The 25,144-nt window shown below is 72.5% G+C and carries 32 protein-coding genes; 18 read left to right on the forward strand and 14 right to left on the reverse strand.

The window, feature by feature from the left end; translation table 11 throughout:
- Window positions 1–11: 11 nt before the first annotated feature.
- Window positions 12–1,016 (reverse strand): EamA family transporter RarD, encoded by a 1,005-nt coding sequence (gene rarD, locus ACZ3YL_RS13150; RefSeq protein ID WP_465657121.1) that lies wholly within the window; start codon window positions 1,014–1,016, stop codon window positions 12–14.
- 146 nt (window positions 1,017–1,162) lie between these two features.
- Window positions 1,163–2,011 carry an SDR family oxidoreductase gene (locus ACZ3YL_RS13155; protein WP_465657122.1) on the reverse strand — a complete coding sequence of 283 codons (849 nt, stop codon included), beginning with the start codon at window positions 2,009–2,011 and terminating at the stop codon, window positions 1,163–1,165.
- A gap of 100 nt (window positions 2,012–2,111) precedes the next feature.
- Here ACZ3YL_RS13155 and ACZ3YL_RS13160 point away from each other — a divergent pair, with 100 nt between their 5' ends.
- Window positions 2,112–2,510: a winged helix-turn-helix transcriptional regulator gene (locus ACZ3YL_RS13160; protein WP_465657124.1), complete on the forward strand. Its 399-nt coding sequence runs from the start codon at window positions 2,112–2,114 to the stop codon at window positions 2,508–2,510.
- 12 nt (window positions 2,511–2,522) lie between these two features.
- Here the strand turns inward: ACZ3YL_RS13160 and ACZ3YL_RS13165 are convergent, their stop codons facing one another.
- On the reverse strand, window positions 2,523–3,290 hold the full coding sequence (locus ACZ3YL_RS13165; protein WP_188309189.1) for a TetR/AcrR family transcriptional regulator C-terminal domain-containing protein: 768 nt from the start codon (window positions 3,288–3,290) through the stop codon (window positions 2,523–2,525).
- Window positions 3,291–3,331: 41 nt separating this feature from the next.
- Here ACZ3YL_RS13165 and ACZ3YL_RS13170 point away from each other — a divergent pair, with 41 nt between their 5' ends.
- Window positions 3,332–3,523, forward strand: a complete 192-nt coding sequence (locus ACZ3YL_RS13170) for a DUF6011 domain-containing protein (protein WP_188309190.1) — start codon at window positions 3,332–3,334, stop codon at window positions 3,521–3,523.
- Between the two features lie 53 nt (window positions 3,524–3,576).
- Here the strand turns inward: ACZ3YL_RS13170 and ACZ3YL_RS13175 are convergent, their stop codons facing one another.
- Complete coding sequence (locus tag ACZ3YL_RS13175) at window positions 3,577–5,571, reverse strand: tetratricopeptide repeat protein (RefSeq protein ID WP_465657126.1); 1,995 nt, start codon at window positions 5,569–5,571, stop codon at window positions 3,577–3,579.
- Window positions 5,572–5,803: 232 nt separating this feature from the next.
- Here ACZ3YL_RS13175 and ACZ3YL_RS13180 point away from each other — a divergent pair, with 232 nt between their 5' ends.
- The 3 genes from ACZ3YL_RS13180 to ACZ3YL_RS13190 all read left to right on the forward strand — a co-directional run bounded on the left by ACZ3YL_RS13180 (window position 5,804) and on the right by ACZ3YL_RS13190 (window position 7,672).
- A complete protein-coding gene (locus ACZ3YL_RS13180; RefSeq protein WP_465657128.1) occupies window positions 5,804–6,523 on the forward strand; it encodes a chitinase in 720 nt (239 codons plus the stop codon).
- Window positions 6,524–6,595: 72 nt separating this feature from the next.
- The gene (locus ACZ3YL_RS13185) at window positions 6,596–6,862 is read left to right on the forward strand and encodes a hypothetical protein (protein WP_465657130.1); all 267 of its coding nucleotides are present in this window, start codon (window positions 6,596–6,598) and stop codon (window positions 6,860–6,862) included.
- 93 nt (window positions 6,863–6,955) lie between these two features.
- Window positions 6,956–7,672, forward strand: coding sequence for a DsbA family oxidoreductase (locus ACZ3YL_RS13190; RefSeq protein ID WP_465657132.1), 717 nt, complete (start codon window positions 6,956–6,958; stop codon window positions 7,670–7,672).
- A gap of 3 nt (window positions 7,673–7,675) precedes the next feature.
- Here the strand turns inward: ACZ3YL_RS13190 and ACZ3YL_RS13195 are convergent, their stop codons facing one another.
- From ACZ3YL_RS13195 to ACZ3YL_RS13220, 6 genes are all read right to left on the reverse strand, one after another.
- On the reverse strand, window positions 7,676–8,791 hold the full coding sequence (locus tag ACZ3YL_RS13195; protein ID WP_465657134.1) for an alpha/beta hydrolase: 1,116 nt from the start codon (window positions 8,789–8,791) through the stop codon (window positions 7,676–7,678).
- 143 nt (window positions 8,792–8,934) lie between these two features.
- Complete coding sequence (locus ACZ3YL_RS13200) at window positions 8,935–9,387, reverse strand: hypothetical protein (protein WP_465657136.1); 453 nt, start codon at window positions 9,385–9,387, stop codon at window positions 8,935–8,937.
- Between the two features lie 12 nt (window positions 9,388–9,399).
- Window positions 9,400–9,687 carry a hypothetical protein gene (locus ACZ3YL_RS13205; protein WP_465657138.1) on the reverse strand — a complete coding sequence of 96 codons (288 nt, stop codon included), beginning with the start codon at window positions 9,685–9,687 and terminating at the stop codon, window positions 9,400–9,402.
- The gene (locus tag ACZ3YL_RS13210) at window positions 9,680–9,805 is read right to left on the reverse strand and encodes a hypothetical protein (protein ID WP_465657139.1); all 126 of its coding nucleotides are present in this window, start codon (window positions 9,803–9,805) and stop codon (window positions 9,680–9,682) included. The genes ACZ3YL_RS13205 and ACZ3YL_RS13210 overlap by 8 nt, the downstream gene beginning before the upstream one ends.
- Window positions 9,793–10,056: a hypothetical protein gene (locus ACZ3YL_RS13215; protein WP_465657141.1), complete on the reverse strand. Its 264-nt coding sequence runs from the start codon at window positions 10,054–10,056 to the stop codon at window positions 9,793–9,795. The genes ACZ3YL_RS13210 and ACZ3YL_RS13215 overlap by 13 nt, the downstream gene beginning before the upstream one ends.
- Complete coding sequence (locus ACZ3YL_RS13220) at window positions 10,053–10,421, reverse strand: ATP-binding protein (RefSeq protein WP_465657143.1); 369 nt, start codon at window positions 10,419–10,421, stop codon at window positions 10,053–10,055. The genes ACZ3YL_RS13215 and ACZ3YL_RS13220 overlap by 4 nt, the downstream gene beginning before the upstream one ends.
- Before the next feature lie 186 nt (window positions 10,422–10,607).
- Between ACZ3YL_RS13220 and ACZ3YL_RS13225 the strand changes: the two genes are divergently transcribed.
- From ACZ3YL_RS13225 to ACZ3YL_RS13250, 6 genes are all read left to right on the forward strand, one after another.
- On the forward strand, window positions 10,608–11,483 hold the full coding sequence (locus ACZ3YL_RS13225) for a helix-turn-helix domain-containing protein (protein ID WP_465657144.1): 876 nt from the start codon (window positions 10,608–10,610) through the stop codon (window positions 11,481–11,483).
- Between the two features lie 12 nt (window positions 11,484–11,495).
- The gene (locus tag ACZ3YL_RS13230) at window positions 11,496–11,696 is read left to right on the forward strand and encodes a DUF397 domain-containing protein (protein WP_465657146.1); all 201 of its coding nucleotides are present in this window, start codon (window positions 11,496–11,498) and stop codon (window positions 11,694–11,696) included.
- A gap of 164 nt (window positions 11,697–11,860) precedes the next feature.
- Complete coding sequence (locus ACZ3YL_RS13235) at window positions 11,861–12,124, forward strand: hypothetical protein (protein ID WP_465657147.1); 264 nt, start codon at window positions 11,861–11,863, stop codon at window positions 12,122–12,124.
- A complete protein-coding gene (locus ACZ3YL_RS13240; protein ID WP_465657149.1) occupies window positions 12,105–12,623 on the forward strand; it encodes a DUF6879 family protein in 519 nt (172 codons plus the stop codon). The genes ACZ3YL_RS13235 and ACZ3YL_RS13240 overlap by 20 nt, the downstream gene beginning before the upstream one ends.
- Before the next feature lie 6 nt (window positions 12,624–12,629).
- Complete coding sequence (locus ACZ3YL_RS13245; protein ID WP_465657150.1) at window positions 12,630–13,478, forward strand: helix-turn-helix domain-containing protein; 849 nt, start codon at window positions 12,630–12,632, stop codon at window positions 13,476–13,478.
- A gap of 214 nt (window positions 13,479–13,692) precedes the next feature.
- The gene (locus ACZ3YL_RS13250; protein WP_465657151.1) at window positions 13,693–14,862 is read left to right on the forward strand and encodes a methyltransferase domain-containing protein; all 1,170 of its coding nucleotides are present in this window, start codon (window positions 13,693–13,695) and stop codon (window positions 14,860–14,862) included.
- A gap of 75 nt (window positions 14,863–14,937) precedes the next feature.
- Here ACZ3YL_RS13250 and ACZ3YL_RS13255 read toward each other — a convergent pair whose 3' ends face one another.
- Together ACZ3YL_RS13255 and ACZ3YL_RS13260 are read right to left on the reverse strand one after the other, a co-directional pair.
- On the reverse strand, window positions 14,938–16,080 hold the full coding sequence (locus tag ACZ3YL_RS13255) for a methyltransferase domain-containing protein (protein WP_465657153.1): 1,143 nt from the start codon (window positions 16,078–16,080) through the stop codon (window positions 14,938–14,940).
- Window positions 16,077–16,211, reverse strand: a complete 135-nt coding sequence (locus ACZ3YL_RS13260) for a hypothetical protein (protein WP_465657155.1) — start codon at window positions 16,209–16,211, stop codon at window positions 16,077–16,079. Before ACZ3YL_RS13260 ends, ACZ3YL_RS13255 begins: the two co-directional genes overlap by 4 nt.
- 305 nt (window positions 16,212–16,516) lie before the next feature.
- Here ACZ3YL_RS13260 and ACZ3YL_RS13265 point away from each other — a divergent pair, with 305 nt between their 5' ends.
- The 4 genes from ACZ3YL_RS13265 to ACZ3YL_RS13280 all read left to right on the forward strand — a co-directional run bounded on the left by ACZ3YL_RS13265 (window position 16,517) and on the right by ACZ3YL_RS13280 (window position 18,459).
- Window positions 16,517–17,035, forward strand: a complete 519-nt coding sequence (locus ACZ3YL_RS13265; protein WP_465657157.1) for a DUF6879 family protein — start codon at window positions 16,517–16,519, stop codon at window positions 17,033–17,035.
- Window positions 17,036–17,362: 327 nt separating this feature from the next.
- Complete coding sequence (locus tag ACZ3YL_RS13270; RefSeq protein WP_465657158.1) at window positions 17,363–17,875, forward strand: hypothetical protein; 513 nt, start codon at window positions 17,363–17,365, stop codon at window positions 17,873–17,875.
- Window positions 17,876–17,977: 102 nt separating this feature from the next.
- Window positions 17,978–18,121, forward strand: coding sequence for a hypothetical protein (locus tag ACZ3YL_RS13275; protein ID WP_188309197.1), 144 nt, complete (start codon window positions 17,978–17,980; stop codon window positions 18,119–18,121).
- Window positions 18,122–18,291: 170 nt separating this feature from the next.
- Window positions 18,292–18,459 carry a hypothetical protein gene (locus ACZ3YL_RS13280; RefSeq protein WP_188309198.1) on the forward strand — a complete coding sequence of 56 codons (168 nt, stop codon included), beginning with the start codon at window positions 18,292–18,294 and terminating at the stop codon, window positions 18,457–18,459.
- A gap of 178 nt (window positions 18,460–18,637) precedes the next feature.
- Here the strand turns inward: ACZ3YL_RS13280 and ACZ3YL_RS13285 are convergent, their stop codons facing one another.
- Window positions 18,638–19,312, reverse strand: coding sequence for a hypothetical protein (locus ACZ3YL_RS13285; protein ID WP_465657161.1), 675 nt, complete (start codon window positions 19,310–19,312; stop codon window positions 18,638–18,640).
- A 171-nt stretch (window positions 19,313–19,483) separates the two neighbouring features.
- Here ACZ3YL_RS13285 and ACZ3YL_RS13290 point away from each other — a divergent pair, with 171 nt between their 5' ends.
- Window positions 19,484–19,972 (forward strand): hypothetical protein, encoded by a 489-nt coding sequence (locus ACZ3YL_RS13290; protein WP_188309200.1) that lies wholly within the window; start codon window positions 19,484–19,486, stop codon window positions 19,970–19,972.
- Window positions 19,973–19,992: 20 nt separating this feature from the next.
- Here the strand turns inward: ACZ3YL_RS13290 and ACZ3YL_RS13295 are convergent, their stop codons facing one another.
- Window positions 19,993–21,489, reverse strand: a complete 1,497-nt coding sequence (locus tag ACZ3YL_RS13295; RefSeq protein WP_465657163.1) for an AfsR/SARP family transcriptional regulator — start codon at window positions 21,487–21,489, stop codon at window positions 19,993–19,995.
- A 130-nt stretch (window positions 21,490–21,619) separates the two neighbouring features.
- Here ACZ3YL_RS13295 and ACZ3YL_RS13300 point away from each other — a divergent pair, with 130 nt between their 5' ends.
- Entirely contained in the window at window positions 21,620–24,538 is a 2,919-nt protein-coding gene (locus ACZ3YL_RS13300; RefSeq protein WP_465657166.1) for an AfsR/SARP family transcriptional regulator, read from the forward strand.
- Between the two features lie 116 nt (window positions 24,539–24,654).
- On the forward strand, window positions 24,655–25,104 hold the full coding sequence (locus ACZ3YL_RS13305) for a CAP domain-containing protein (protein WP_465657168.1): 450 nt from the start codon (window positions 24,655–24,657) through the stop codon (window positions 25,102–25,104).
- Window positions 25,105–25,144: the final 40 nt, after the last annotated feature.

Consider the following 25,144-nt stretch of genomic DNA (forward strand, 5'->3'; position numbering starts at 1 on the left):
CGTGAGGGGCCTCAGCGCGTGACGGCTTCCCGGGCGGCCTCGGCCGGGGCGGGCTGCGGCGTCACCGCGGCCCGCCCGGCGCCGTCGGCCCGGTCGGCGCGGTCGGCCCGGTCGGCGCGCACCTGGCGCAGCGCGTCCCAGGTGAGCAGCGCCAGCGCGGCCCACACCAGGGCGAAGCCGGCCCAGCGCGCGGGCGGCATCGACTCGTGGAACACCGCGACGCCGATCAGGAACTGGAACACCGGCGCCAGGTACTGCAGCAGGCCCATCACGGTCAGCGGCACCCGGATGGCGGCCGCGCCGAAGAACAGCAGCGGGATCGCGGTGATCACCCCGCTGAGCACCAGCAGCCCGGAGTGCCCCCAGCCGTACGAGCCGGCCACCGTGTGCCCGAAGGTGCCGCGCCCGCTGACCTCCAGGTAGACGAGGTAGCCGAGGGCGAAGGGGAACATGAAGGCGCTCTCCGCGGCCAGGCTCTCCAGCCCGCTCAGCCCGACCTGCTTCTTCAGCAGGCCGTAGGTGGCGAAGGAGAGCGCCAGGGTGAGCGCGATCCAGGGCAGCTGCCCGAAGGCGGCGGTCAGCACCGCGACGGCGGCCGCGCCGATGCCGACGGCCGTCCACTGCGCGCCGCGCAGCTTCTCCTTGAGCACCAGGACGCCGAAGCCGATGGTGACCAGCGGGTTGATGAAGTAGCCGAGGCTGGTCTCCACGACGTGGCCGTTGTTGACGGCCCAGATGTAGACGCCCCAGTTGACGGAGATCACCGCGGCCGCGCCGGCCAGCATGGCGACCCGGCGGGGCTGGCGCAGCAGCGGGCGTATCCAGCTCCAGTGCCGCTGGGCGACCAGCATCAGCACCACCGCGACCAGGGACCAGACCATCCGGTTGGCCAGGATGTCGTCGGCGGCGCCGGGCTCCAGCAGTGGCCAGAAGAGGGGGAACAGGCCCCAGATGCCGTAGGCCGCCATGCCGTACCAGAGGCCTCGGCCACTGTCCTGCTGGGTTGTCTCTGGCATGGCCGAGTGCCCTCCCGCGCGCGCGAATATCGAGGCGACGGTAGCGGGCGGGAGGGCAGCCTGTCATCTCCGTTTCCGTATTTTGGTCATGACAGCGCCTGAATGCTGGACGAATCCCGTCGTTTCCGCTGCTCAGGCGGGGTGCCTCAGACGCCCAGCGCGGTACGGACGGACTCCGCCAGCGGGACGGTCGGGCGGCCGATCAGCCGGGCCAGGTCGCCCGGGGTGCCGGACAGCTCGCCGCGCGCGATGCCCGCGTCCACGTCGACCAGGGCCTGCGCGAAGCCCTGCGGCAGGCCCGCGCCGACCAGGACCTCCAAGTGCTCGGCCGGGGTCACGTCGCGGTGGGCGACCGGCTTGCCGGAGGCCTGCGCCAGTTCCGCGGCCAGCTCGGGCAGGCTCCAGGCGGTGTCGCCGCTCAGCTCGTAGACCCGGTTCCGCTCGCCCTCGCGCAGCAGCACGGCGACCGCGGCGTCGGCGTAGTCCCGGCGGGGGGCGGTGGCCACCCGGCCGCCCCCGGCGCTGCCGAGCACCACGCCGCGCTCGACGGTGCCGGCCGCGTCGCCCAGGTAGTTCTCGGTGTACCAGCCGTTGCGCAGGAAGGCGTACGGCAGCCCGGAGGCGAGGATCAGCTCCTCGGTCGCCTTGTGCTCGTCGGCCAGCCCGAAGGTCGCGGCGCCCGGGATGCTGGTGTAGGCGAGCAGGCCGACCCCGGCCGCCCGCGCGGCCTCCACCACGGCCCGGTGCTGCGGGATGCGGCGGCCGACCTCGCTGCCCGAGATCAGCAGCACCCGGTCGCCGGCGGTGAAGGCGCCCGCCAGGGTCTGCGGCCGGTCGTAGTCGACCACCCGGACGTCGACCCCGCGTGCGGCCAGGTCGGCGGCCTTCTCGGCGGAGCGGACGGCGACCGCCACCTCGCTCGCGGGGACGGCGGCCAGCAGGCCCTCGACGACGAGACGGCCGAGCTGGCCGGTGGCTCCGGTGACGACGTACATGGCGTGCTCCTCAGGGGGTTCGCGGGCTTTCGGGCTCGCAACTAACCTTAGGGACGGCACTAACCTTTCGAAAGTACGCACTTCAAAGTATGGTACTGACATGAAGGTAAGCACAGGGATCGCGGACGGACTCCCGCCCGCGAACGTCTTCGACCGGATGTGCCCGTCCCGGGGCGTGCTGGAGCACGTCACCAGCCGCTGGGGCGTGCTCGTCCTCGGCGCGCTGCGCGAACGCGGCTACCGGTTCAGCGAACTGCGGCGGCGGGTCTCGGGGGTCAGCGAGAAGATGCTCGCCCAGACCCTGCAGACGCTGGAGCGGGACGGCTTCGTACGGCGCGAGGCGCACCCGGTGATCCCGCCCCGGGTCGACTACAGCCTCACCCCGCTCGGGCAGGAGGCGGCGGAGCTGGTCGCGGCGCTCGCGCACTGGTCGGAGCAGCAGGTGGCCTCCGTGGTCGCGGCCCGCGAGGAGTACGACGGGCGGGCCGCCACCGCCTGATCCGGGCGGGGGCTACCGCTCCCTGATCAGGGCTTCCAGGCCGTCCAGGACGCGGGCCAGGCCGAAGGCGTACGCGTGGTCCGGGCTGTACGCGCCGCCGTGCGCCTCCCCGGCCGCGGCGCCCACGCGGGCGGCGACCGGGTGGCGCTCGGGGTCGAAGACCCGGGCCAGCAGCTCGGCGTTGGCCTGCCACCACTGGGCGTCGGTCAGCGCGCTGTCCCGCTGGGCGGCCCGCTCGTCGGCGGCCATCCGGGCACAGGTCTGGACGAAGCCGAGCAGGTGGGTCAGCGCGGCGTCCAGCTCGACGTCGGGCAGGCCGGTGCCCTCCAGGGCGCGCAGCTCGTACTCGTACTTGGCCATCAGGCCGGGGCCCAGCGGCGGGCGGCTGGTGGACACGGCCGCGACCCACGGGTGGGCGCGGAACAGCGCCCGGTTGTCGTCGGCGACGGCGGTGGCCCGGGCCCGCCAGCCCTCGTCCGCCGGGGTGCTGCGGGGCATGGTGGCGTAGACCGTGTCCAGCATCAGGTCGACGAGTTCGGCCTTGCCGGGCACGTAGGTGTAGAGCGCCATCGCGGACAGCCCCAGCTCCTGGGCGACCCGGCGCATGGTGACGGCGTCCACGCCCTCGGCGTCGGCCAGGGCGATCGCGGCGGCGGCGATCTCGCCGGTCGAACGGGCCTGCCGGGGGCCGCGCCGGCCCGGCTTCTCCTCGGCGGTCAGCCCCCAGAGCAGGGCGAGGGTGCGCGCCGGGTCTCCTGCGCTGCTGCGGTCGGTGGCCATGCGGGGATCCTTTCACGGCCGACGGCCGCTACCGTCTCCCCATGACCAGCCCTGAGCCCCTGCCCGGCACGGCCACCACCGAGGCCCTCCGCCCCCGGGTGACCTGCCGACGCTGCCACCGGCCGCTGCACGATCCGGAGTCGCGGATGCTGCGGCTGGGGCCGGAGTGCCGCGATCCGGCGGAGCGGGTCGCGCGGTTCGACGTGGACCAGGAGACGCTGCCGGGGGTGTAGCGGCCGCTGCTGCCACCAGGGGTGCAGGGGCCCGCTGCCACCGGCCCGCTGCGCTACGAGCGGCCGAAGAGGCGGCGGAACAGGCCGGGGCGGGACTGCCCCCGGTCCTGCGGCGGTCCGGGCTCCGCCGGCGCGGGCCCTTCGTCGGCGCCCCGGGCGTCGCCGGTCCCGTCGGCGTCCTCCGCCTCCTCGCCGTCGTCGCCGTCCTCGCTGTCCTCGCTGTCCTCGCCGTCCTCGGCGTCCCGGGCGTCCGCCTCCTCCAGCAGCTGCCGGGCGAGCGCGAGGTCGGCCGGCTCCGCCCAGGGCGCGGCCAGCACCAGGGCGCAGTACGAGCGGAGGATCGTCACCACCCGGCTGCGGCTCGCCCGGGCGCTGTAGTCCAGCCGCTGGCGCAGCAGTGCGGCGACGTCGGCGCGGGCGGCGGGGTGGGTCCAGCCGATCGCGACCAGGGCGAAGCCGGCCGCCTCGACCACCCAGTCCTCCGGCCCGAGCAGCAGGTCGCGCAGCACCCGGCGGCGTTCGGAGCCCTCCCAGGGCTGGTCGGTGCGGTGGTGGGCGATGCCGAGGCAGGCGAAGGACTGGACGGCGCGCACCCACAGCTCGGGCTGGTGGGCGAGCAGGGCGCGGCCGAGGTCGTCCTCGCGGGGTGCCGGCGGGTGGACGAGCACGCCGAGCAGTTCGTCCAGCGGCAGCCCGGCCAGCCGGACGGCGTGGTCGTAGGCGGCGGGGACGGTCGGCCAGACGATCTCGGCGGTGGCGCGGACGAGTTCGGCGCTCGACGGGGCGGGCGCGGCGACGGCCGGGCGCGGGTCGGTGCCGTCCCAGGCCCAGATCCGGGTGGTGGGCTCGGTCAGCGGCAGCCGGGGGTCGGGCTCGCCGACGGACCGGTAGGACACCGTGGAGCGCGGCAGGGCGAGGTGGACGGCCAGCACCGAGCTGGGCGGCTCGACGGCGGAGGCGGTGCAGTCGATCTCGGCGTCGGGGCCGGCGCCGGCCGAACCGAGCACCTGGTGCAGCACGTTGACGGTCGCCTCGGTGGCGCCGGAGACCATGCCGAGCCAGGACTCCCGGTGGCTGAGCCGCTCCAGCAGGTCCTGGGCGTACTCGTGGTCGGGGTGGTCGCGGTGGTGGTCGGCGAGGGCGAGCAGGTGCACGGCGTCGCCGTCGACGGCGTGCCGCAGCCCGTGCCGGGCGGGGGCGGCCTTGGGGTGGTCGGGCTCGGTGGCGAGGACGCGCTCCAGCCAGGGCAGGCCCTCGGCGGGGCGGCCGAGGGTGGCGTACAGCTCGGCGACGTCCACGGCGAGGTAGCTGCTGGAGTTGCCCTCGTCCGGGGCGACCCGGGCCAGTTCGGCCTCCCAGACGGCGAGCGCCTCCTCGGGGCGGCCGTCGGCGCGCAGGGCGTTGCCGAGCATCACGGAGGGCAGGTAGCCGGGGGCCAGGCGGTGGGCCCGCTCGGCGAGTTCGACGGCGCGGGCGGTGGCGCCGAAGCGGCGGGTCAGGCCGGACGCCATCGCCAGCAGCAGCGGGTGCTCGGGGTGGCGGGCCACCACGGCCCGCAGGAAGCGCTCGAAGGGCCGTACGGCGTCGGCGAGTTCGGTGGGCAGCGGGTCGGGCAGGGTGCCGGCGGCGCGGGCCACCGCCTGGGCGACGGCGTCCGGGTCGACCAGGGTGGGCAGGTCCTCGCGGGCGAGCCAGGCGGTGTGCGCCCAGGGGCGGGCCGGCTCGTACTGGATCGCCGAGGCGAGCAGGGTGACGGCGGTGTCCCAGTCCCCGGCGGCGGCCTCCACGTGGGCCCGGCAGACGACCGTGCCCAGGTAGACCTCGCCGTCCAGCGGGAACAGCTCGCGCGCCTTGGCGGGGCCGCCCGCGGCCGCGGACAACTCGGCCAGTGCCTCGTGGAGTTCGGGCAGCTGGGGGTCGGCGAGGATCGCGTCGGAGAGGTGGTCGGCGGCGTGGGTGAGGTCGCCGGAGTCGATCGCTAGCCGGGCGACGGCCACCTCGCCCTCGGCTGCCAGCCGCTCGTCACCCTCGTCGTCGGTGTGCGCCATGCCCTGTCCCCCGGGTCCGCTCTCGTGCCGTGCGCGGATGAGGCTATCCGGTGCGTATGACTGCCGGATGATCACCCCGCGGTGAACGCGGCGACAACTCCCGGGCCGGATGGGACCCGTACGAGTGGTTTGGACCTCGGAACGGCCCGGATCCCGGGGTGCCGCCGACCACGATGGCACCGGCGCTTCGAGCGCGAAGCACCGCTCCCCCCAAGACCCCCGACGAGGAACGATGAAGCTCTCCCGCACCCTCTCCGCAGCCGCCGCGGCCGCCGCCCTGAGCACCGTCGCCCTGACCGGTCCGACCGCCGGCCAGGCGGCCGCGGCGGCCTCCTTCGTGGTCAGCGAGGCCCAGTTCGACAAGATGTTCCCGAACCGGAACCCCTTCTACACGTACCGGGGCCTGACCGACGCCCTGGGCGCCTACCCGCAGTTCACCACCACCGGCGACACGGCCACCCGCAAGCGCGAAGCGGCCGCGTTCCTCGCCAACGTCAGCCACGAGACCGGCGGGCTCCGGTACGTCGTCGAGCAGAACACCGCCAACTACAGCCACTACTGCGACACCACCCAGCCGTACGGCTGCCCGGCGGGGAAGTCCGCGTACTACGGGCGCGGACCGCTGCAGATCAGCTGGAACTTCAACTACAAGGCCGCCGGCGACGCCCTTCACATCGACCTGCTGCACGACCCCTCCCAGGTCGAGAAGAACCCGGCCGTCTCCTGGAAGACCGCCCTCTGGTTCTGGGACAGCCAGAAGGGCGCCGGGACGGTGACCCCGCACGACGCCATCGTCGACAACCGGGGCTTCGGCGAGACCATCCGCAGCATCAACGGCGACCTGGAGTGCAACGGCAAGAACCCGGACGAGCGCAACGACCGGATCAACCTGTTCAAGCAGTTCGTCGGTGTGCTGGGCACCACCGTGGGCGGGGGCAACATCTCCTGCTGAGCGCCGGGTTGGTGGCCGGTGGAGCGGGAAGTCGGCCGGTCCGACCTCCCGCTCCGCGCTTCAGCCGATCGGGTGAACGGTGTCCGTGGCGTCCGCTCGACCGCTCGACCGCTCGACGGCTCGACCGCTCGACGCCTCGACGCCTCGACGCCTCGACGGCTCGACGCCTCCCAGGACTGCGTCTCCCACAACCGCTCGCTGCGCGACTACGACGAGGGGCGCGGCTTCGTCCACCGCGGCGACACGCGCCGGCCCGGCCTGCCGGGGCAGCCGAAGGAGGACGTCCCGGCGCTCTGGATGAGCCGCTACGAGCGGCCGGTCGCCGGCTCTCGCACCTGAACATTTCAGGACGAGAAATATTCAGGTGGAGGCCGGCGTTCCGGTAGGCGTCGGCGCGGACGGTCCGCGCGAGACCGTGAGGAGTGCGGCGCCGTGCGCGTGGAGATCTGGAGCGATATCAACTGCCCGTGGTGCTACATCGGCAAGGCCCGGTTCGAGCGGGCCCTGGCGGTGTTCCCGCACCGCGCGGAGGTGGAGGTCGTCCACCGCTCGTTCGAGCTGGACCCCAACGCCCCGCGCACCGCCCGCCCGGTGATCCCGCTGCTCGCCGCCAAGTACGGGATGAGCCTGGAGCAGGCCGAGGCCGCGGAGGCCCGGATCGCCGAGAACGCCCGCGGCGAGGGCCTGCCCTATCTGGCAGGCGGGCGGGACGCCGCGAACTCCTTCGACATGCACCGGCTGCTGCACTTCGCCAAGGAGCACGGTCGGCAGGCCGAACTGCTGGACGCGCTGTACCGTGCGAACTTCGCCGAGGAGCGCTCCGCCTTCGACGCCGGGCGGCTGACCGAGCTGGCCGTCGAGGCCGGGCTGGACGCCTCCGCGGCGGCCGCCGTGCTGGCGGACCCGGAGGCGTACGCGGAAGCGGTGCGCGAGGACGAGGAGACGGCCTCCGCCATGGGGGCGACGGGCGTGCCGTTCTTCGTCCTCGACCGGCGCCTCGGCGTCTCCGGCGCCCAGCCCGCGGAAACGTTCACCCAGGCGTTGGAGCAGGCCTGGGGCAGCCGGGTGCCGACCCCGCTGATCCAGGTCGGCGTACCCGGCGACGCGGAGGCCTGCGGCCCGGACGGCTGCGAGCTGCCCCAGCGCTGACCGTCAGCCCTTCCCGACGGTCTGGGTGAGCCAGGTGAACACGGACGGCACCAGCGGCTGCCACGTGGACGTCAGGTGCGGCCCGTCGACCTCCACCGGGGTGACGGCCGTGGGCGCCTTGGCGTTCTTCTGCAGCGCCAAGGCGTCCTCGTAGCCGTCGCCCTTCTTCCCGGTCACGTACAGGGCGACGTTCGGCGGGGTCTGGGCGTGCTGCAGCAGGTAGACCGGGTTGGAGACCTCGCGCAGGTGCGGGTCCTTGGCGGTCAGCGAGGCGGACTCGCCCATCGGGTCGTTGTACCCGGACAGGCCGACGCCCGCGTGGTACCGGTTCGGGTGCCCCAGCGCCAGCCGCACCGCGCAGTGCGCGCCCGCCGAGTAGCCGGCCACCGCCCACCGCTCGGGGCCGGGCTCGGCCCGGAAGTTGTCCAGCACCATCTGCGGCACGTCCCGCGCCAGCCAGGTCTCGGCGTTGACCTTGCCCGGCACGTCCGCGCAGCCGGTGTCCACGTGCGCGCCGAGCAGCACGACCCGCGGCGCGACCAGGATGAACGGCGCGACCTGCCCGGACTTCATCAGCGGGCCCAGCTGCTTGGAGACGTTCATGCTGCCGAACCAGGCGCTGGACGAGCCGGGGAAGCCCGCGAGCAGCTCGACCACCGGGAACTTCTTGTCCTTGTAGGCCGGGTCGTCGTACTGCGGCGGCGTCCAGACCAGCACCTCGCCGTCGACCCCGGACACCCGGCCCTTCAGCTGGGTGGTCTTCACGTCCTTCGGCACCGCGTCGTCGTCCACCGGCCCGAACTGCTGCACCACCTTGGGCTGGTCGGGCGCGTTCGCGGCCGCCGTCGCGTCCGCCGGGGGCGGGACGGGCACGGCGTGCACGTGGCTGCCGGTGCCGAGCAGGTCGTCCCAGTTGCCGTACAGCTGGTTGTCGTTGTTCACCAGCACGAACACCAGCGTCACCGCCGTGACCTGCGCGAAGGCCACCATCAGCAGCCGCGACCCGAAGCGCAGGGCCTGCGGGCCGCGCACCCGGTTCCACAGGTACATCAGCAGACCCACGGAGATCGGGACGAGGAGGAGCGCGAGGACGAAGAACGGGGTGCCGGTGAGATTCACATCAGCTGAAACGGGTGAAAACGCGTGTTCGGTTGCACCCATCCGGCACCAAACGGCACAGGACGTCGGACGGGCCGACTTCCGGCGCCGGGGGCCCGTCGGCGCACGGGGAGAAAGCCGAGCCGGGCGTCAGTCGTAGCGCGTCAGTCGTAGAAGAACTGGCGGAGGTCCTCGACCGAGCCCGGCCCGAAGAGGAAGGCCTCCGCCCGGCCGACCTCGACGACCGGCGGCGGGCCCTCCGTCCGAAGGGCGTCGAGCCAGATCTCACCCTGCTCCCCGACCGCGTAGACGGCGGAGAGCAGGGTCGCCATGCCGGCCGGCCGGGCCGGGGCCACACCGGTGACGGGCACCAGCTCCCAGCCGCCGGCCCGGGCGGCGAGCCTCAGCACGGCGGCCCAGCGCACGATCCGGGCCAGCCGGGCCCGCCACGGGAGTTCACCGGACGCGGGCGGGCAACCGACGGTCGCGGCGGCGATGTCGTCGATCGTCCGGCGCTCGGTGTCGGTGCGGATCCACCGGCCCTCCTGGGAGTCCTCGATGGCGGCGTCCCACCACTCCCAGGCGCTGTCCATCCGGCGCGTGAACTCGTCCTTCATGGGGCGAGGGTTTCACACCGGCGAGCGCGGATCGAGACGCGTGGCCGGCCAGGGGGCGTCACGGCCGGCGGCCTCGCGGTAGGCGATCCGCTGGACGGCGAAGAGCAGCCGGTGGAGGTTGAGGGCGGCGTCCGAGTCGTCGGCGGCGAAGCCCAGGTGGAAGACGAAGGCTTCGAGTGCGGGCCAGTCGAAGTCGTCGGGGACGGGCGGGGTGACGGGGGTGAGGGAGACGGAGTTGAAGGCGGCGGCAACGGCGTACTGCGCGGCGGCGAGGGCGTTCGCGAGGGCGGGGTCAGACATCTCTGGGCTCCTCTTCGTCGGGCCTTGCAACGTTGAGTGCGGTGATGACCCCCAGGGCGACGGTGGCCAGCGCGAGGGCGAGGAGGGTCGCGAAGGCGGCGCCGATCAGGAACCGCACGGGCGCTCGCGGTCGCGGTCGCGGTCGGCGTCGAGGAGGAGGGTGAGGAGGTTGAGCAAGGTCGAGGCCGGGGCCGTGTTGAAGCGGACCAGGACGCGGCCGTCGAGGGTCTTGTCGGTGGTGGCGGAGGGGAAGACCAGGCCGAACTTGCGGCCGCGCTCGTGGAGTTCGGCCAGGAGGGTGCGGATGTGGTCGTCGGTGTAGGCCCGGATCCGGGGATCGGTGGGCTTCATCGGCTGGCGATGGTTCACGCGAGGGGCTCCAGTTCGAACCATACGACCTTGCCGTGCTTACGGGGGTCGGCGCCGAAACGGTGGGTGAGGGCGCGGACCAGGTGGAGGCCCCGGCCGGAGAGCGAGAGCGGGTCCAAGGGGAGGTGAGGCGCGGGCGGGAGGACGGGACTGTCGTCGCAGACCTGGACCCGGAGGCAGCGCGGGGAGAGGGAGAACGTGACGAGCGGCGCCAGGCTGCCCGCGTGCTCCCAGGCGTTGACGAAGAGTTCGTGCAGGGCGAGTTCGGCGTCGGAGATGCGGGAGGGCGGCCATCCGGCGGAGCCGAGGAGGTCGGACAGCTCGGCGCGGGCGGCGGAGCAGTCGGGAGGGCTGGAAGCACACATGAGAGACCCCAGGGGAGGGAGGAGAGGGGAATCGACGAAGACTGACACTTCGCCATGTGATCGGTGCAACACTGAGAGTAGGGCTAGAGGTCTTACGCGTGCAACCTGATCGCCAAGAAACCTCGCCCCACTTGGCTAAGCTCACTCGTATGGGTGGAGACTGGCCCGACACGGAAGGAACCCGCCTTGGCACTCAGGACCCAAATCAGCGAACGACAGCGGCGGTTCGGCGCTGAGCTGAGGAGGTTGCGCGAGGCGGCAGGCCTTGCGGTCAAGGACGCCGGCGCACTCATCGGCATCGTCGGCCCACAGCTCAGCCACATCGAAGCCGCCCGAACATCGCTCGACCCCGAGCGACTCTCGGTCCTGCTCGATGGCTATGGGTGCACGGATGATACCTACATCGAACTGCTACACGATCTCGGATCCCGCAACGGCAAGGGCTGGTGGAGCAAGTACAAGGGCCAAGTGCCCGATCTCTCGCTCGATCTGGCGGAGCTCGAAGACCGAACCATCCGTATCGATAACTTCGAGACCCTATACATCCCCGGTTTGCTTCAGTCTCCTGAGTACGCCGAGGCCATCTACAAGGACACATACCGCAACGGGCACTGGGACCTCGCAACAGCCATCCAATTCCGCACAGATCGCCAGCAAATCCTGGACAGCGACCGCCAGTTCCGATTTGTTATCCATGAGGCCGCCCTGCGCATGCTCTTCCCGGGCATGGAAGTCATGAGGGTCCAGTTGGCGCACCTGTTGGCCGTGGCTGAACGCCCCAATGTCACGATCCAGATCCTCCCCTTCACAGCAACCCGGAAGCCACCCTCATCTGGGCCGTTCGTCGTGTGCGACCCCGGATGCATTGATCTCTCAACCATCGTTCTGGATCTACCCGGGCGGGCCGAACATGATGGCGCCCCTGAGAACATCGCAGCGTATGGATGGAAGTTCCAGCAGTTGAGCGAGATCGCACTACCCGCTGTCGACGCGACATCAGCGAACAGCTCGCGGACCTCGTGGGGGCTTCTTCAATATCTCCTCTACCCACTACAAGCATGAGAGGCGCCACAAATGCCCGAACTCTCCTGGCAGAAGTCATCGTTCAGCGGCGGGGACGCTGGCAACGCCTGCCTAGAACTGGCTACCGGCGTCGATCCGCTCTGTCACCTTCGCGAGTCCGACGAGCCCAACACCGTGATCACCACAACCGCCACCAAGCTCCGCGCCTTCCTCCTCGGGGCCAAGGCCGGCGAGTTCGACCACCTCGGCTGAACGCCTCCCCCTCCCCGCCCGCTCGTTGGCCTCCAACGAGCGGGCGGGGTTCGTTCCACCCACCGCCGCACCGCGCCACCCGCACCCTGTGGTTCTTGCGCTCATCGGCTGCCGGGGCGATAGTCGTGCGACTGAGCGCCATCAGACCGGCATAGGGAGAGGTCATGAGGCTGCGTTTCCTGGGGATCATCCCGAACACCCCCGTTGACGACTCGCCGACGATCTGGCTAGACGAGGACAGCGGGGATCTGCTGATCCAGTCCTACAAAGCCACCGAAGACGACGTGAAGGCATGCCAGGAGATCGGATCGATCCCCGGTCACAGCACGGATGTTCCGGACCGCGAGGCGATCGTCCGGCTCCCGGCCGTGATGCGGCAGTTCATTCCGCGACTGGAGGGCGGGACCGGTGAAGTACCCGGTACGTGAGGGCTTGGCCAACGCACAGCGCTCCGCCGTGCACCTGGAGATGCGTGACAGCTACACGCCGGATGATCCGGAGTTCGCTCGCTGGCGTGCCGGCCACCGGTACGACGGCGATCCGGCCAAGCTGCCCGACTGGTGGGGATCCTGGGCGGACCTGGTAGCCGAGACGACCGGGCGCGGCGTGGTGATGCGGCGGGCCCGGATCGTCTCGGAGCCGGTGACGGACTACATCCGGTACGAGCACGACCTCACGTTCGCCAACGTCGCAGCGGGTGAGCTGGTGCGCTGGCTGCCCCGGCGGCAGGCTGCCGACATCGCGCTGCCGGGTACGGACCTGTGGTTGTTCGACGGATCGGCCGTGCTGTTCACGTACTTCTCCGGGGTCGGCGAGGTCGTGGACAGGGAGTGGCGGACGGATCAGGCCGCCGTGGATCTGGTCAGCTCCGCCTTTAAAGCCGTATGGGAGCGGGCCACACCGCACCAGGACTACAAGCTGACCTGACCCATCATGTCCGTCTCGGGATCGTCCCACGTCCAAGCCGCCCGGCGGGTCCTCGCAGATCGCCTTCGGGAGATGTGCGAGGAAGCCGGACTGGACGGCAAGCAGCTCGCGGCGCTGTGTGGTTGGCACCCGTCCAAGGTGTCCCGGATCTCCACCGGCAAGACCTCGCCGTCCGCTGATGACCTGCGCGCATGGTGCCGTGCGTGCGGTAGGGAGGACCAGGCGGCCAACCTGGTGGCCTCGCTGCGGACCGTGGAAGGCATGTGGGTGGAGTGGCGCCGCATGGAGCGTGCGGGGCTGCGCAGGGCACAGGAGGCCGTTCTGCCTCTGTTCGAGCGAACGCACTGGTTCCGGGCGTACTCGTCGTGGCTCGTTCCCGGACTTCTCCAGACTCACACCTACACCGAGGACGTGTTGCGCGCCGTCCAGCTCAGGCGAGTGCCGGTCGATGACGTGGCCGATGCCGTGGCCGTCCGGATGGAACGGCAACGCGTCCTCCGCGAAGGGCAACGGCGCTTCGCGTTCCTCCTTGAGGAGTCCGTCCTTCGCAACGGGCTCGGCAACGCGGATGCCCAGACCGAGCAGCTTGAACAGCTGGTCACGGTGAGCGCTCTGCCGAATGTCAGTGTGGGGATCGTCCCGGCTCGGCTGCACCGCACGAGGATGCCCGTGGAAGGGTTCTGGATCTTCGACACGACCCAAGTGAACGTGGAGCTGGTCTCCGGGCACCTCACCCTGACGCAGCCCAGCGAAGTGGCCATGTACGCCGACACGTACGCCGCGCTCGCGGATATGGCGGTCTACGGCTCGAAGGCTCGCGCGTTGATCACGGCTGTCATTGCTGCGATCGGGTGACGGCATGCAATCTCATAGAATCACGTGGACCCCAACTCACCTCCCTGCCTAGCGTATTGCCATCGATTCCAGCGACTCCGAGGAGTGGCCGACATGGGCAAGCACGGTGATGGCAAGGGCGGCGAATCCGGGGACAAGAAGCAGTCCACGAAGGAGTCGGACGGCCAGTGGACCAAGCCCGTTACCAACCCGCCCAAGAAGTGAGCCCGAACTGATGGACGAGTACGCGCAGTTGCTCGCCGACCTCACCGAGGCCGGCGCCCTGGGCGAGGAGTGGCGGGGCGCCTTCGAGCGCGCCCCGCGCTCTGCCTTCGTGCCTGGCGAGGTCTGGGTCGAGGACGACGACGCCCCCAAGGGATATCGCTTGCTCAGCAAGGACGCGGACCCGGTCGGATGGTGGGCGGAGGTCAACTCCGGCCGCCAGATCGTCACGCAGCTCGACGAGGGCCGGGCGGACGGGCCCGGAATCGCCACCTCGTCGGGATCCATGCCACGCCTGGTCTCGTCCATGCTTCGCCACCTGGACGTGGTGGACGGGAGCACGGTGCTCGACATCGGCACCGGGACCGGCTGGACGAGCGCCTTGCTGTGCAACCGGCTTGGCGAAGGGGCCGTGACGACGATCGAAGTCGACCCGGCGGTGGCTGCGGCTGCCTCGGAGCGCCTGGCAGGGCTCGGGCTGAAGCCCCTCCGGGTCGTCGGCGACGGCCTGCTCGGGTACCCGGCCGGTGCCCCCTACGACCGCATCCACTCGACGGCAGCCGTTCAGCGGGTGCCACTCGCGTGGATCGAGCAGACCCGCCCCGGCGGCATCATCGTGACCCCCTGGGGCACCCCGTACGCCAACGCCGGGCTGCTCCGGCTGGAGGTCGGCGAGCGGGGGCGGGAGTCGCACGGGCGATTCGTCGGCGACGTGTCGTTCATGTGGATGCGAGCCCAGCGACCCCACGAGGTCAAGGACCCGGACCGCTCACCAGACCACCGAGGCCCGTCTCCGATGGACCCCGACCTGGCGGAAGAGAACGTCCACGCGGCGTTCGCCATCGGCCTCCGGATGCCCGGCGTCCGAACCGTGCACACCTGGCAGGCAGCCGACCCATCCGACACCCACCGCTTCCAGCTCTCGGACGACGCGGGCTCCTGGGCCTCCGTCCGCTTCCGCGACTGGGACGGAGCCGATGCCGTCCACCAGTCCGGCCCTCGCCGACTGTGGGACGAGGTGGTGGCCGCACGTCAGGCGTGGCTGGAGGACGGCAAGCCGGAGCTGACCCGCTTCGGGCTGACCATCATGGCCAACGGCGATCAGCACGTGTGGCTGGACGACCCCGCGCTCCGCAGCTTCCTCCTCGCCGCCAGGGCCGGCGAGTTCGACCACCTCGCCTGAACTCCTGTGCGAGGGCCCGCATGCAGCCGACCGCCGCTCCCAAGGGGGTGTGGCGGTCGGCTGCGAGGCGTCGCTCTACCGGCTACCCCACAGGAGATTGTCAGGCTCGTCCAGCCACGCCTCCTGTCCCCCGGGCGTCACCGTGAGCCCGTACCGCTCGTAGCCGGGGCGCCCGGCGGCCGTCCACCGGTTGTAGGCGGTCTCCATCTCGCCCCAGAGCCGCCGGGGCCCGGACTGCCGAACCTCGAACCGGGATTCCCCCGGTACGGAGTCGACCGTCGCCCAGGACGTGACGGCCGTATCGAACAGCCACCACGTCCAGCCCTCGCCGAACTCGTTGCGCCGGTAGTACACGTCCGGCAGGGAGAGGGCACAGGCGAACTGCGCCAACCAGTCGTCCCCGATGGCTTCGGGGTCGAGACGCGTCCAGGACTGCCCGGAGTCACCGGGCCAGTCACCCGGCAGGTAGTCGTCCACCGGGGCACCCTGGTACCGCTGTCGGCGCAGCATCATGAACGCGGACGACCGGGTGAACCGGCCGCTCGCCGTCCCGTCGCCGTGCACCGTGAGTCTGACGATCGCCCCGCCGCCCAGCAGCGGCGAGACGGGGCTGACGATCAAGCCGCCCGGCCGGGTCTGAGCCACCCAGGCAGGCGGGATGTCCCGCAGTGACACGGTGGAGATCACCCGGTCGTACGGAGCGCGCGCGCCCCACCCGCGTTCGCCGTCCCCGCAGACGACTTCGGGGGTGTAGCCGGCAGCGAGAAGTGCTGTGCGGGCCTGCTCGGCGACCTTCATGTCCACCTCGATGGTGGCCACCATCTCGGCGCCCAGGCGATGAGCCAACAACGCCGCGTTGTAACCGGTGCCCGTCCCGATTTCGAGCACTCGATGTCCGGGGGCCGCGTCCAGGTCGGACAGCATCTCGGCCACCATCGTGGGCATCGACGCCGAGGACGTGGGGGTGGTCCGGCCGCACGCCCTGCCGTCATCCCACTGCGTGACGATCGGCACGTCGCTGTAGGCGAGCCGCATCCACCGTCCGGGGTCCTCGGACCGGCTGCACTCGGTGTCGCCGCCGCTCTCGTCGGCCCAGATGGTTTCGGGCAGGAAGGCGTGTCGCGGCACGGCGCTGAATGCGGCGGTCCAGTCGGCATTCAGAACCCCGGAGCCGGTGAGCGCCGCCACCAGCTCCGCCCGCCGTTCGTCGGCCTTCACCTCTTGTGCTTCGGGGCCGGATCCGGCTTCTGACCGTCCTTCGAGGGCTTCGGACCGACGGCCGGCCCACCGGGCTTGGCGTGCCCGCCAACCTTGCCGTCGTTCGCGCCGCCCTCGTTCTGGTCTCCCATGGTCAGGTTCCTCTCTCGGTTCGGCTCACAGGGCAGTGCTGCGCTTCACCTGACAAACAGTCAGTAAACCAGTCCAGCATGGAGAGTGGCCTAGTTCAGCCGCAACGGTTCCGGGTGAACCAGTCTGCCCGGACGGGGATCGCCCACCGAGCGGAAAGCGAGCAGACCCCGGAGGACGAGGTGAGGGCGTGCCAGGGGATCGGGTCGATCACCCCATCGCGGCACGGACTCTCCGGACCGCGAGGCGATCATCCGACTCCCGCCTGTGATGTGCCAGTTCATTCCGCAGCCGAAGGGCGGGACCGGTGAAGTACCCCGTACGTGAGGGCTTGGCCAACGCACAGCGCTCCGCCGTGCACCTGGAGATGCGTGACAGCTACACGCCGGATGATCCGGAGTTCGCTCGCTGGCGTGCCGGCCACCGGTACGACGGCGATCCGGCCAAGCTGCCCGACTGGTGGGGATCCTGGGCGGACCTGGTAGCCGAGACGACCGGGCGCGGCGTGGTGATGCGGCGGGCCCGGATCGTCTCGGAGCCGGTGACGGACTACATCCGGTACGAGCACGACCTCACGTTCGCCAACGTCGCAGCGGGTGAGCTGGTGCGCTGGCTGCCCCGGCGGCAGGCTGCCGACATCGCGCTGCCGGGTACGGACCTGTGGTTGTTCGACGGATCGGCCGTGCTGTTCACGTACTTCTCCGAGGTCGGCGAGGTCGTGGACAGGGAGTGGTGGACGGATCAGGCCGCCGTGGATCTGGTCAGCTCCGCCTTTGAAGCCGTATGGGAGCGGGCCACACCGCACCAGGACTACAAGCTGACCTGACCCACCCGCTTCGGGCTGATCATCACGGCCGACGGCGATCAGCACGTGTGGCTGGACGACCCGGCGCTCCGCAGCTTCCTCCTCGGCGCCAGGGCCGGCGAGTTCGGAGTTCGACCACCTCGCCTGAACCACTCCCCCCCGGCTCGTCGGCCTCCAACGAGCGGGCGGGGGTTCGTCCGTGGTGGTGTGCTCCACGACCCCGGTCAGCGGGGGCCCGGCCTGTGCCTCAACGTCGTGTTTATCGCTCTCCACCAGGATCATCCCCACCACCGGGCGCCCGGCCACACTCACGGGCGTCCCCACACGCGAGAGAGGCAGCACGGGGACATGAAGACGACGAAGACGCTGCGGCACATGGCGATGGCCGCCGCCACGGTCGGCCTGGCGCTGGCCGGAACCCTGGCCACCACGGGCACCGCCGAGGCGGCGATCGAGCGGGCCAGCGAGCACACCTCGATCTGGGACGACGAGCCGCTCTACCCGGGCTGGCACATCGAGTCCGGCCGGACCCAGATCATCATGCAGACGGACGGCAACCTCGTCGCCTACCAGCCCGACCAGTGGGACCCGAGCAAGATCGTGGTCGGCTCCGCCAGCAACACCGTCGGCTGTGGCTACAAGGCCGTCATGCAGTCCGACGGCAACCTGGTCGTCTACTCCGCCAACGGCGGCTTCTGCTGGGCCAGCGGAACCGCCGGCCACCCGCACGCCCGCCTGACCATCAACTCCTCCGGCAGCTCAGGCGTCTTCTGGGGCGACGGCAAACTCCCCTACTCCACCTCGATCGGGCGGGTGGCCTTCGTCCCGAACGCGGTCTACCTCTCCACCGACCCGTACTAAGCCGCCTCGGCCGCCGAGGCGGGCGGCCCCGAGTCCATTGACAGTCCTCCGCCACATCCGCTTGGCTGAAGGCCCGAGCCGACCGACCATCAGGGGGACTTCATGCGCACGATGCTGATCGCGGCCGCCAGCGGCCTCGCACTGACCGCCACCCTTCTCTTCGCCACGGCGCCCGGCAGCGCCGCCCCGGCGCCCGCCCCCGCGCCGCACTCCCAGCTCGCCGGGAGCAACGCCGGCTGCTGCTGACGCACCACCCCGAAGCCCCGCCCGCTCGCTGGAGGCCAGCGCGCGGGCGGGGGCGCGAATGCGCCGTGCTCGCTTCGCCGGCCCGTCACTCACACCGGCGACATCGGGTGTGTGGGCCGGGACGGCGGGTAGGGCCGGGTGGACCAGTCGCCTCGTGGGAAGGCAGCCCCATGCGCCGTATCGCCGCACTCGTCATCGGCACCTGTGCCCTGCTCGGGGCGCTGGCCGTGCCCGCCGGTGCGGCCACCCCGTCCGTCCCGTCCGTCCGCGCCGGGGGCACGGACTTCTGCACCGTGTGGCAGATCCTGACGAACACCTGCCCGTACCTGCACAACTAGGGCTGTGACCGGGATGGTTCACCGTGACAGGGAGGCGGCTCCCGGGAGGCTGCACTGTCGAGGGGCGTCGGCCCCAGTCACCCGCTGCGCCGAAACCCCTGACGCCGAAGCCGACGAGGGCGGCACGGCCCCGGCCGTCCCGCCCTCCGCGCCGCGCTGCGCTGCGCCTCCTGACCGTTCAGCAGGGCTCGGCGGTGCGCCCGTTCTTCGTCGACCAGACCGGCTTCCAGTTGTTGTCGCCGGCCGCGTGGCCCTTGTACAGGACGAAGTTGCCGTCGGTCTGCATCCGGCCCCACACGTAGGAGCCGCCGCACTGATAGGTGCCGCTGTTCCACGCCGCGTTCCCGTTGCCGTCGTACACCACGAAGTTTCCGTCGTCCTGCATCACGGCCTCGCCCGTGCTCCGGCCCTGGGTGCCGGACTGCCACAGGATGTCGACGACCGTCTCGCCGTCCTGGCAGTCGTGGAACGACACGCAGCGCTGGATCATCTCGATGAGCGAGCCGAGGTCGGGCGCCCCACCGACCTCCGGCGGGATCCAGCTCTTCCAGTGCGAGACGACGAGGTTCCCGTCCTGCTGGTAGCTGAGGACGTTCGCCTCCTCCGTGGCCACCAGACCCTCGCTGCCGTACTGGATCGGCGAGGACATCCGCTCGCCGCCCCGCAGGCACATGCCCTGGGTGAGGTGGTCCCAGCCGGACGGCACCCCCGAACAGGTGGGCGCCGCGGCGCTGCTCGGCGCCGCGGAGACGAGGTTGAGCGCGAGCGCGGCGGCCGCGACGGCGGTGGCGGCGAGGGCTCGCAGCGGGCGCTTCGTACGGGCGCCCTCGGTTGCGGTGGTCGTGTTCTCCATGCCCCGAAGCTCTCGTGCCTCGGTTGACATGCGATCAACGATCCCGCGCGGGCCCGCCCCTCAATGTCACGTTTATCGTTTGTCTACCGCCTTCCGCCATGATCATCCCCACCGCAGGGCGCCCGTCACTTTCACGGGCGCGCACTCACGTGAGAGAGGCAGCACGGGGACATGAAGGCGACGAAGACGATGCGGCACATGGCCATGACGGTGGCGGCGGGCCTCCTGGCGCTGACCGGGTCGGTGGCGACGGCGGGGACGGCGCAGGCCGACTCGCTCGACCCCGACCAGCAGCCCCGGATCACCGTGAACGACCCGTTCACGCTCTACCAGGGCCAGTCCCTCGACACCGGCAAGACCCGGCTGATCATGCAGTCCGACGGCAACCTCGTCCTCTACCGCACCGACAACCGGTACGAGCCGAGGTGGGCGACGAACACCGCGAACTGCGGCAACCGGGCGATCCTCCAGGGCGACGGCAACTTCGTCGTCTACGACGCCAACAACTACGTCTGCTGGCGCACCGACACCTTCAAGAGCTCCCCCGGCGACCGGGCCACCCTGGAGGTCTGGGGCTTCGGCGGGCTCCGGATCAACTACACCTCCCGGTTCGAGAGCAGCCCGAGCTCGGTCACCCTCCAGAGCACCGACCCGTACTAAGCCGCCCCCGTCGCCCGGCCTCACCCCCGTTCGGTGAACCACCGGACCAGGTCCGCCACCGACCACCAGGGCCGGGCCGCGAGCCGCGTCGCCGCCGTCCGCAGCAGGACGGGCAGGTGGCCGCAGATCTCGGCCAGCTCGGCGACCGCGGCCGGCTCCCGGCTGATCCGCTCCACGCCCACGATCCGCGCCAGCAGCTCGTGGGCGTCGTGCGGCTCCAGCGCTCCGACCGTCAGCCGGACCGCGTCGCCGGGCAGCGCCCCCGGGTCCGCCCCCGTCACCACGGCCGCGCACCCGCTGGTCGCGGGCAGCAGCGGCCCGGGCTCGGGCACCCCGTCGAGCACCACCAGGACGCGCCGCCCGGCCAGTGCCGCGCGGTAGCGCTCGACCAGCTCCCCGACCGGGGCGCCGCCCACGGGCCGCTCCCCCAGGGCTCGCAGGAAGGCCGCCAGGACCGTGCCCGGTTCCCCTCCGCTCGCGTACAACTGTCCGTCCGGGAAGGCGTCCTGGGCGGCATGGGCGACGTGCACCGCCAACGCCGACTTACCGCTGCCGGCCGGACCGGACAGCCCGACCACCGGCGAACCACCCGCGAGCGGCGCACCGCCCGCCACCGGCGCACCTCCGACCACCGGCGCACCGCCCGCCACCGGCGCACCGCCGCCCGCCCGCAGGGCCTGCTCCGCCCGCCGGGCCAGGCCGGCCCGCCCGACCAGGTCCGGAATGTCGGACGGGAGCTGGCTCGGCCGGGGCAGCCGCCGCAGCGACGCCGGGGCCTCCCCGCTCCGGATCCGGTTCGCCAGCTCCACCACGGCGGCCCCCGGCTCCAGCCCCAGTTCGCGGTCCAGCCGCTCCCGCAGCGCCTCGTACACCGCCAGTGCCTCCGTCCGGTGGCCGCAGCGGTGCAGCGCCAGCAGGTGCAGCCGGTGCACCTCCTCGTCCTGCGGGTACTCCGCCGCCAGCACGGCCAGCGGCTCCACCGCCTCCACGTGCCGCCCGAGCGCCACGTCCAGGTCGAGCAGCGCCTTCACCGCCGCGAAGCGCCCGGCCGCCAGCCGCTCCCGCGCCCGCTCGGCGAACTCCCCCGGCACGCCGTCCAGCGCCCGGCCGCCCGTCCAGGCGTCGAGCGCCCGCCCCAGCAACTCCCGCGCCCGCGACGGCTCCCGGTGACGCAGCGCGACGGCCTCCGCCACCGCGGCCTCGTAGCGGAAGAGGTCCACCGCCTCCCGCGGCACCGCCAGCCGGTACCCGCCCGCCGCCGCCACGAGCAGCTCGGGGGCGCCGAGCGCCCGCCGCAAGCGGTGCACATGGGTGCCGATCTGCCCCACCGGATCCTTCGGCCAACGGCTGTCGTCCTCCCCCCACAAGCCCTCGACCAGCCGGTCCGTCGGCACCAACTGCCCCGGGGCGAGCAGCAGCGCGGCCAGCACCGCCCGCTGCTGCGGACGGCCGAGCTCGATCTCACCACCGTCGCACCGGGCGCTCAGCGGCCCCAGCACGCGGAATTCGAGCCACACAGCCCACCCCTCGAAGCTCGGAATCCGGTGCACAATCTGTGACAGAGCATATGTCGCCGGGACACGGGGGCGCCGCTGTCCGGACGGAAGTGGCGGGATCCCGGCGCAGGGACGACTCTCGGGACGGGACATGACTGACATGGGGGGCGCCGGACTGCGCTTCGGACTGCTGGGCCCGCTGCGGGCCTGGTACGGGGAGCAGGAGCTGGAACTGGGCCGGCCGCAGCAGCGCGCCGTGCTCGCCGTGCTGCTGGACGCCGCCGGACGGGCCGCGGCCGTCCCGGTGCTGGTCGAGGGGGTGTGGGGCGGGGCCGCGCCGGCCGACCCGCGCAAGGCCGTCCAGCTCGCCGTCTCCCGGCTGCGCACCGCCTTCCGGCCCTACACCGGGGGCGACCCGGAGCGGATGCCGCTGGTCCGGGTCGGCGACGGCTACGCGCTGCGGGTGCCCGGAGCCGAGGTCGACGCCCTCGCCTGGCAGGCGCTCCTGGCCGAGGCCGAGGAACTGCGCCGCACCGACGCACCCCCACAGGACGTCCGGGACGTGCTGTTCCGCGCCCAGCGGCTGTGGACCGGCGAACCCCTCGCCGGACTGCCCGGACCGCACGCCGAAGCCGTCCGCACCCGGCTCGGCGAACAACGGATATCGGCCAAGGAAACCCAGCTCGAACTGGACGCCGAACTCGGCGACCGCACCGACCTGACCGCGGAGGCCGCCGCCCTCGCCCTGGAGCACCCGGGCCGCCCCCGGCTCACCGCCGTCCTGATGCACGCCCTCTACCAGGCCGGCCGCAAGGCCGAGGCGCTCGCCGTCTACGAGGACGCCCGCCCCACCCTGCCCGCCGGCGACCCCGGACCGGCCCGGCTCCAGCTGCGCATCCTGCGCGAGGACGCCACCCTGCTGCCGCCCAGGACCGAGCCCGAGCCCGCCGCCGGCCCCTGGCAGGCCCCCGACCAACTGCCCAGCGGCCTACCCGACTTCATCGGCCGCGCCGAGGAACTCGACACCCTCGCCGACCAGCTCGCCGGGGCCGGCGGCCGGGCCGTGGCGGTCTCCGCCCTGGACGGCATGGGCGGCGTCGGCAAGACCGCCCTCGCCGTGCACCTCGCCCGGCAGGTCCGCGACCGCTTCCCCGACGGACAGCTCTTCGCCGACCTGCGCGGCGCCGACCGCACCCCGCCCGACCCCGGCGCCGTGCTGGCCGGCTTCCTCAGCGCCCTCGGCATCGCCCCCGACGAGATCCCGCCGGCCACCGGAGAACGCAGCGCCCTCTACCGATCCGCCCTCGCCGGACGGCGCGTCCTGGTCGTCCTCGACAACGCCGCCGCCCCCGAGCACGTCGGACCGCTGCTGCCCGGCGCCGCCGGCTGCGCCGTCCTCATCACCAGCCGGCTGCGGCTCACCGGCCTCTCCGGCGCCCACCACCTGCGGCTGGACACCCTGCCGCCCGCCGAGGCCCTCGAACTGCTCACCAGGATCGTCGGCGCCGACCGCGTCACCGCCGAACCGGAGGCCGCCGAGGAGGTCGTCCGGGCCTGCGGGCTGCTGCCGCTCGCCGTCCGCATCGCCGCCTCCCGGCTCGCCGCCGACCCCGCGCTCACCCTCGCCGCCCTCGCCGAAGGGCTCCGCCACGAGCACCGCCTCGCCCAACTCTGCGACGGCGAAAGGACCGTGGAGGCCACCTTCGCCCTCTCCTACCACCGCCTCGACCCGGAACTCGCCCGCGCCTTCCGCCTCCTCTCCCTCCCCGAAGCCCCCGACCTGCCGCTGCCCTGCGCCGCCGCCCTGCTCGGCCGCACCGAGGACGAGACCGACCGACTGCTCGAAACCCTCGTCGACCTCAACCTGCTGCACTCTCCCCGCTTCGGCCGCTACGGCTTCCACGACCTCGTCCGGGACTACGCCCGGGGCCGACTCGCCGCCGAGGAGCCCCCCGCCGAACACACCGCCGCCGCCGACCGGTTCATCGACTTCTGCCTCGCCACCGCCCGCAACGCCGACCTGGCCGCCCGCAAGGCCGAACCCGCCGAACTCAGCCTGCTCGACGCGTCCGTGACCGCGGCCGGCCGGCCGATCACCGACGGCGCCGAAGCCGTGCGCTGGATGCGCGACCAGGCCGACGTACACGCCGCCGCCATCGTGCTCAACTGCGCCGACCCCGCCCTGCCGCTCGACCGCGCCGCCGAACTCGCCGACCGGATGGGCGCCGTACTCGCCGAACGCACCCAGACCGGCGTCATCGGCGACCTCGCCGGACGGCTCGCCCAGGAGGCCGAGACCCGCGGCGAACGCGGCCCGCTCGCCCTCGCCCGCTACCTGCGCGGCACCATGCTCTGGCACATCAACCGCTACACCGAGTCCGAGGAGGAGATCCGCCGGGCCGTCGACCTCTGCACCGACCGACAGACCGAACGCGTGCTCGCCAAGGCCCTGATCAACCTCGGCAGCAACGCCCGGATCCAGGGCCGCTACGCCGAGGCCGCCGAACACGCGGGCCGCGCCGCCGAACTGTTCCACCGCCTCGGCGCCCGACGGGCCGAGGGCAGCGCGCTCGGCGAGTTCGCGTTCAGCGCCGCCCACACCGGACGGCTCCCCGAAGCCAGGGAAGCCGCCGAGCGCAGCGCCCGCCTGATGACCGGCTCCGGACCGGTCTCCGCCGCGATCGGCCGCTACTACCTCGCCAGGGTCCTGCGACTGTGCGGCGACCCGGAAACCGCCCTCACTCACGCGCTCACCGCCCGGGACGAGTTCGCCGCCCTCCAGGTCACCGTGTTCGAGGCCGCCGCCGGGGACCTCGCCGCCCGCATCCACGCCGAGGCCGACCGCTGGCTGCTCGCCGCCGACCTCGCCGAGGCCGTCCTGCCGCAGGCCCGCCGCACCAGCGCCGCCCTGGAGGCCGCCCTGCTGCGCACCCTCGGCACCGCGCTCACCGGCCTCGGCCGCCCGCGCCGCGCCCGGGCCCTGCTCACCGAGGCGCTGGAGGTGTACCGGCGGCTCGGCCTCGCCGAGGACGCCGCGCAGGTCGAAGGGCAGCTCGCCCGACTCGGGTGATCATCCGCTGCGCGCGTTGACCGCCTGTCTACCGCGGTCCGGGACGGTAGTCCTCATCCGGCCCCGGACCGCGCCGCTCGCGGCCCCGGGGCGCCACCCGAGGAGAGGCGCCACCCATGACCACGCTCGTACGCGACGGCCGGGTCCTGACCCCCGCGGCGGCGGGCCGGACCGCCGGCGGCGACTTCCGCACCGAGATGCTGACCTCCGTCAACTTCCGGCGCGTCCACGCCGGCGCCCGGCTGCTGCACCTGGACGAACGGCTCAACACCGCCGCCCAGCGCCACGCCGACGACCTCGCCGCGCACGACCTCCTCCAGCACGACGGCACCGACGGCAGCACGCCCTGGCGCCGGATCCGGACGGCCGGCTTCGCCTTCCGCTTCGCCGCCGAGATCACCGCCGCGGCCGACAGCGCGCCGGAGGCCATGCAGCGCTGGATGAACAGCCCGCAGCACCGCGACACCCTGCTCGACCCGCGCTTCAACCACCTCGGCATCGGCCGCGCACCCCGCCGGGGCGACAGCACGCGGGGCCGCTACGTGCTGACCCTCGGCCAGGTCTGACACCGGCCCCGGCGGCAGCCCGCCCCCGGCGACAGGCCAT

The sequence above is a fragment of the Kitasatospora sp. NPDC023176 genome (genome assembly GCF_055560495.1).

What these genes read in the sequence shown, in the direction of transcription:
- ACZ3YL_RS13290 (WP_188309200.1), top strand. Translation starts at nt 19,484, where the DNA reads ATGAAGGCGACGAAGACGATGCGGCACATGGCCATGACGGTGGCGGCG.
- ACZ3YL_RS13175 (WP_465657126.1), bottom strand. Translation starts at nt 5,571, where the DNA reads ATGGCGCACACCGACGACGAGGGTGACGAGCGGCTGGCAGCCGAGGGC.
- ACZ3YL_RS13250 (WP_465657151.1), top strand. Translation starts at nt 13,693, where the DNA reads ATGGACGAGTACGCGCAGTTGCTCGCCGACCTCACCGAGGCCGGCGCC.
- ACZ3YL_RS13275 (WP_188309197.1), top strand. Translation starts at nt 17,978, where the DNA reads ATGCGCACGATGCTGATCGCGGCCGCCAGCGGCCTCGCACTGACCGCC.
- ACZ3YL_RS13245 (WP_465657150.1), top strand. Translation starts at nt 12,630, where the DNA reads ATGTCCGTCTCGGGATCGTCCCACGTCCAAGCCGCCCGGCGGGTCCTC.
- ACZ3YL_RS13235 (WP_465657147.1), top strand. Translation starts at nt 11,861, where the DNA reads ATGAGGCTGCGTTTCCTGGGGATCATCCCGAACACCCCCGTTGACGAC.
- ACZ3YL_RS13205 (WP_465657138.1), bottom strand. Translation starts at nt 9,687, where the DNA reads ATGTCTGACCCCGCCCTCGCGAACGCCCTCGCCGCCGCGCAGTACGCC.
- ACZ3YL_RS13305 (WP_465657168.1), top strand. Translation starts at nt 24,655, where the DNA reads ATGACCACGCTCGTACGCGACGGCCGGGTCCTGACCCCCGCGGCGGCG.
- ACZ3YL_RS13280 (WP_188309198.1), top strand. Translation starts at nt 18,292, where the DNA reads ATGCGCCGTATCGCCGCACTCGTCATCGGCACCTGTGCCCTGCTCGGG.
- ACZ3YL_RS13180 (WP_465657128.1), top strand. Translation starts at nt 5,804, where the DNA reads ATGAAGCTCTCCCGCACCCTCTCCGCAGCCGCCGCGGCCGCCGCCCTG.
- ACZ3YL_RS13260 (WP_465657155.1), bottom strand. Translation starts at nt 16,211, where the DNA reads ATGGGAGACCAGAACGAGGGCGGCGCGAACGACGGCAAGGTTGGCGGG.
- rarD (WP_465657121.1), bottom strand. Translation starts at nt 1,016, where the DNA reads ATGCCAGAGACAACCCAGCAGGACAGTGGCCGAGGCCTCTGGTACGGC.
- ACZ3YL_RS13300 (WP_465657166.1), top strand. Translation starts at nt 21,620, where the DNA reads ATGACTGACATGGGGGGCGCCGGACTGCGCTTCGGACTGCTGGGCCCG.
- ACZ3YL_RS13230 (WP_465657146.1), top strand. Translation starts at nt 11,496, where the DNA reads ATGCCCGAACTCTCCTGGCAGAAGTCATCGTTCAGCGGCGGGGACGCT.
- ACZ3YL_RS13285 (WP_465657161.1), bottom strand. Translation starts at nt 19,312, where the DNA reads ATGGAGAACACGACCACCGCAACCGAGGGCGCCCGTACGAAGCGCCCG.
- ACZ3YL_RS13170 (WP_188309190.1), top strand. Translation starts at nt 3,332, where the DNA reads ATGACCAGCCCTGAGCCCCTGCCCGGCACGGCCACCACCGAGGCCCTC.
- ACZ3YL_RS13270 (WP_465657158.1), top strand. Translation starts at nt 17,363, where the DNA reads ATGAAGACGACGAAGACGCTGCGGCACATGGCGATGGCCGCCGCCACG.
- ACZ3YL_RS13160 (WP_465657124.1), top strand. Translation starts at nt 2,112, where the DNA reads ATGAAGGTAAGCACAGGGATCGCGGACGGACTCCCGCCCGCGAACGTC.
- ACZ3YL_RS13200 (WP_465657136.1), bottom strand. Translation starts at nt 9,387, where the DNA reads ATGAAGGACGAGTTCACGCGCCGGATGGACAGCGCCTGGGAGTGGTGG.
- ACZ3YL_RS13220 (WP_465657143.1), bottom strand. Translation starts at nt 10,421, where the DNA reads ATGTGTGCTTCCAGCCCTCCCGACTGCTCCGCCGCCCGCGCCGAGCTG.
- ACZ3YL_RS13165 (WP_188309189.1), bottom strand. Translation starts at nt 3,290, where the DNA reads ATGGCCACCGACCGCAGCAGCGCAGGAGACCCGGCGCGCACCCTCGCC.
- ACZ3YL_RS13155 (WP_465657122.1), bottom strand. Translation starts at nt 2,011, where the DNA reads ATGTACGTCGTCACCGGAGCCACCGGCCAGCTCGGCCGTCTCGTCGTC.